Source organism: Streptomyces sp. SID14478 (assembly GCF_010548525.1).
In the GTDB taxonomy this organism is placed as follows: Bacteria; Actinomycetota; Actinomycetes; order Streptomycetales; family Streptomycetaceae; genus Streptomyces.
Genome location: NZ_JAAGMG010000920.1, coordinates 1 through 3,678, shown reverse-complemented (window position 1 = coordinate 3,678; position 3,678 = coordinate 1). Strand labels below are relative to the sequence as shown.

The 3,678-nt window shown below is 70.1% G+C and carries 3 protein-coding genes and 1 pseudogene; all 4 read right to left on the bottom strand.

The window, feature by feature from the left end:
- Positions 1 to 120: 120 nt before the first annotated feature.
- Positions 121 to 912 carry an enoyl-CoA hydratase/isomerase family protein gene (locus G3I40_RS30025; RefSeq protein ID WP_164305777.1) on the bottom strand — a complete coding sequence of 264 codons (792 nt, stop codon included), beginning with the start codon at positions 910 to 912 and terminating at the stop codon, positions 121 to 123.
- Positions 913 to 1,057: 145 nt separating this feature from the next.
- Positions 1,058 to 1,282, bottom strand: coding sequence for a helix-turn-helix domain-containing protein (locus G3I40_RS30020; RefSeq protein WP_343245059.1), 225 nt, complete (start codon positions 1,280 to 1,282; stop codon positions 1,058 to 1,060).
- Positions 1,283 to 1,666: 384 nt separating this feature from the next.
- Complete coding sequence (locus tag G3I40_RS30015) at positions 1,667 to 3,265, bottom strand: ABC-F family ATP-binding cassette domain-containing protein (RefSeq protein WP_164305775.1); 1,599 nt, start codon at positions 3,263 to 3,265, stop codon at positions 1,667 to 1,669.
- A gap of 96 nt (positions 3,266 to 3,361) precedes the next feature.
- A pseudogene (locus tag G3I40_RS30010) lies at positions 3,362 to 3,678 on the bottom strand (hypothetical protein); the annotation flags it as partial.

Sequence of the window (3,678 nt, the reverse complement as noted above, 5' to 3'; positions counted from 1 at the left end):
GAGGCGCGCGCCCTGGACGTGGCACGGGGCGTCCGCGAGGCCGTGGCGACGGCGCTGCGGGACGCCCCGACGGTCGCGGTGCTGGTCACGGACGCATAGGACCGGTGCGGCGCGGGAGGGTCAGTCGCCGATCCCGGCCAGGTCGCGCAAGCGGCGCCCCTGCGCGGCCCGCTCGGCCGTCCGCTGTTCGTCGAGGGTGCGGCCGGGGGCGCCCTGCAGCAGCGCCTTGGTCTCGATCACGGCGTCCCGGGGCGCGGCGAGCAGTGCGGCGACCAGATCCCGGGTCGCGGCGTCCAGCTGGTCCGCGGGTACGGCGACGTTGGCCAGGCCGCTGGCCACGGCCTCGTCGGCGTGGACGTAGCGTCCGGTGACGCAGATCTCCAGCGCCCGCGCGTAGCCGACCAGGGAGACGAGCGGCTGCGTGCCCGTGAGGTCCGGTACGAGGCCGAGGCTGGTCTCGCGCATGGAGAACTGCACGTCGTCGGCGACGACGCGCAGGTCGCAGGCGAGGGCGAGCTGGAACCCCGCCCCGATCGCATGCCCCTGTACCGCGGCGACGGAGACGAGGTCACTGCGCCGCGGCCAGGTGAAGGCCTCCTGGTACTCGGCGATGGTGGAGTCGAGGAACTCCTCACCGCCGCGCGCCATGTCGATGAACGAGGGCTCGCCGTCGAAACCTTCGGGCGTGAACGCCTGACGGTCCAGGCCCGCGGAGAAGGACTTGCCCTCAGCGCGCACCACGACCACCCGCACGGACCCCGGCAGGGAACTCCCGGCAGCGGCCAACGCCCGCCACAGCGCAGGACTTTGGGCGTTGCGCTTGTCCGGGTTGGTCAGGGTCACCGTGGCGATCGCGTCGTCGACGGTGAGCCGGACGCCGTCCTTGTCGAGCAGCGGTGCGGGCATGGTCATCGGGACCTCCGGGTCTGCACAGTCGTCACTACCTAAGTGACTGCACAGTAACCACCCGGCCGGTCAGCCGACCGACCGGGTGGTCACCGAAGGAACCAGTGAGCCGAACGAACCCTTGCTGACCCGCGCGAGCGGGCCGGCCGCATCAGCTTGCCGCGGCCTTGTTCTTGCCTCGCGTGGCCCCGCCGCGACCTCGCAGCGTGACCCCGGATTCGCTGAGCATCCGGTGAACGAAGCCATACGAGCGGCCGGTCTCCTCGGCCAGTGCCCGGATGCTCGCACCGGAGTCGTACTTCTTCTTCAGGTCTGCCGCGAGCTTGTCGCGCGCGGCGCCGGTTACCCGGCTGCCCTTCTTCAGAGTCTCGGCCACCCGTGCCTCCTCATGGGAAGTGCGCTCTGGATTTCCCATGATCACCCCTCACGGCCTTCCTGGCCACCCATTCGGCAAGGTCCGTAGGCGCGCAATTCCGGAAGGGAAGGCGATCCACACGAGTGGAATTAGCGATTCCGGAGGTCTTTTCCCGCCCCCGGAACCACTCCCGCCGAAGAACCGCCAGGTCAGCGACTCCCCGGGCGCCACAAGGGCTCCACGGCCCGAGCGGCACCAAAATCCGTGTAGGACACACCACGGTACGAGGCGATCTCACTCAGATGAAGGATCACGGATCGGCCGAATGATCCATACCGAGTGGATCATTCCTTCGATCAAGCCCTGCTGACGCCTGAAAAAGGGGTTCGGCGGGCGCCCGAGGGCTCAGGCGAGCGCGACGAGGTCCGCGTAGCCCTGGCCCCACAGGTCCTCGACACCGTCCGGGAGCAGGATGATGCGCTCCGGCTGGAGCGCGTCGACGGCGCCCTCGTCGTGCGTGACGAGGACGACGGCTCCCTTGTAGGTGCGCAGTGCGCCGAGGATCTCCTCGCGGCTGGCGGGGTCGAGGTTGTTCGTGGGCTCGTCGAGGAGCAGGACGTTCGCGGACGACACCACGAGCGTGGCGAGCGCGAGACGGGTCTTCTCGCCGCCGGACAGGACCCCGGCCGGCTTGTCGACGTCGTCGCCGGAGAACAGGAACGAACCGAGCGTCTTGCGCACCGCGACCAGGTCGAGGTCGGGGGCGGCGGAGCGCATGTTCTCCAGGACGGTGCGCTCCGGGTCGAGCGTCTCGTGCTCCTGCGCGTAGTAGCCGAGCTTGAGGCCGTGGCCCTCGATGACCTGGCCGGTGTCGGGCTTCTCGGCGCCGCCGAGGAGCTTGAGCAAGGTGGTCTTGCCGGCGCCGTTGAGGCCGAGGATGACGACCCGGGAGCCCTTGTCGATGGCCAGGTCGACGTCGGTGAAGATCTCCAGCGAGCCGTACGACTTCGACAGCCCCTCCGCCATCAGCGGCGTCTTGCCGCAGGGCGAGGGCTCGGGGAAGCGCAGCTTGGCGACCTTGTCGGACTGGCGGACCTCTTCGAGGCCCGCGAGGAGCTTGTCGGCACGCTTGGCCATGTTCTGCGCGGCGACGGTCTTGGTCGCCTTGGCGCGCATCTTGTCGGCCTGCGCGTTCAGCGTCGCGGCCTTCTTCTCGGCGTTCTGGCGCTCGCGCTTGCGGCGCTTCTCGTCGGCCTCGCGCTGCTGCTGGTAGAGCTTCCAGCCCATGTTGTAGACGTCGATCTGGGAGCGGTTGGCGTCCAGGTAGAAGACCTTGTTGACGACCGTCTCGACCAGCTCGACGTCGTGGGAGATCACGATGAAGCCACCGCTGTACGTCTTCAGGTAGTCGCGCAGCCAGACGATCGAGTCCGCGTCGAGGTGGTTCGTCGGCTCGTCGAGGAGCAGGGTGTCGGCGTCCGAGAAGAGGATGCGGGCCAGCTCGATGCGGCGCCGCTGACCGCCGGACAGGGTGTGCAGGGGCTGGCCGAGCACGCGGTCCGGGAGGTTGAGCGCGGCGGCGATGGTGGCGGCCTCGGCCTCGGCGGCGTACCCGCCCTTGGTGAGGAACTCGGTCTCCTGGCGCTCGTACTGCTTGAGCGCCTTGGCCTGGGTGGCGCCCGAGCCGGTCGCGATGCGCTGCTCGTTCTCCCGCATCTTGCGGATCAGGGTGTCCAGGCCGCGGGCGGACAGGATCCGGTCGCGGGCCAGCACGTCGAGGTCACCGGTGCGCGGGTCCTGCGGCAGGTAGCCGACCTCGCCGGAGCGGGAGATGGTGCCGCCGGCCGGCATGCCCTCGCCCGCGAGGCACTTGGTGAGGGTCGTCTTGCCCGCTCCGTTGCGGCCGACCAGGCCGATGCGGTCGCCCTTGGCGACGCGGAAGGTGGCGTTCTCGATGAGGATGCGGGCGCCGGCGCGCAGTTCGATACCGGATGCGGTGATCACGTGAAGCTCCAGGACTGGATTAACGGCTGGATTGACAGGGCGAGGGCCGGTCGGCGCCGCTAATGCACCCAGAGAAGAAACGTCATACGAGCCAGTTTAACGGGGGGATGCAAGCCGTTTGCCCGCGCCGTCGGGCCGCCGCTGTCCGGGCAGCTCGTTGCCCAGGGGCGTCCGGTGCGCGGCGATCCTGCCGAGGCCGTCCACGGCCACGATCCGCTCGCTCCACGCCACCGTGTCGTCCGCGCACGGCTGGGCGATCAGGAGTGCGTTCGCGCGTCGTAGGGACGTGGCCGGTGCGAAGGCGCAGCCCGCGCGCGCGGGCAGCACCCAGCGCAGGTCGCCGTCGGCGGTGCGGAACGCGGTGATGCGCCGGGGCGTGACGACGGCGAGCATCCGGGCCCCGCGGTCCAGCG

Coding starts and splice junctions, on each gene's coding strand:
- G3I40_RS30025 (WP_164305777.1), bottom strand. CDS start 912: ATGACCATGCCCGCACCGCTGCTCGACAAGGACGGCGTCCGGCTCACC.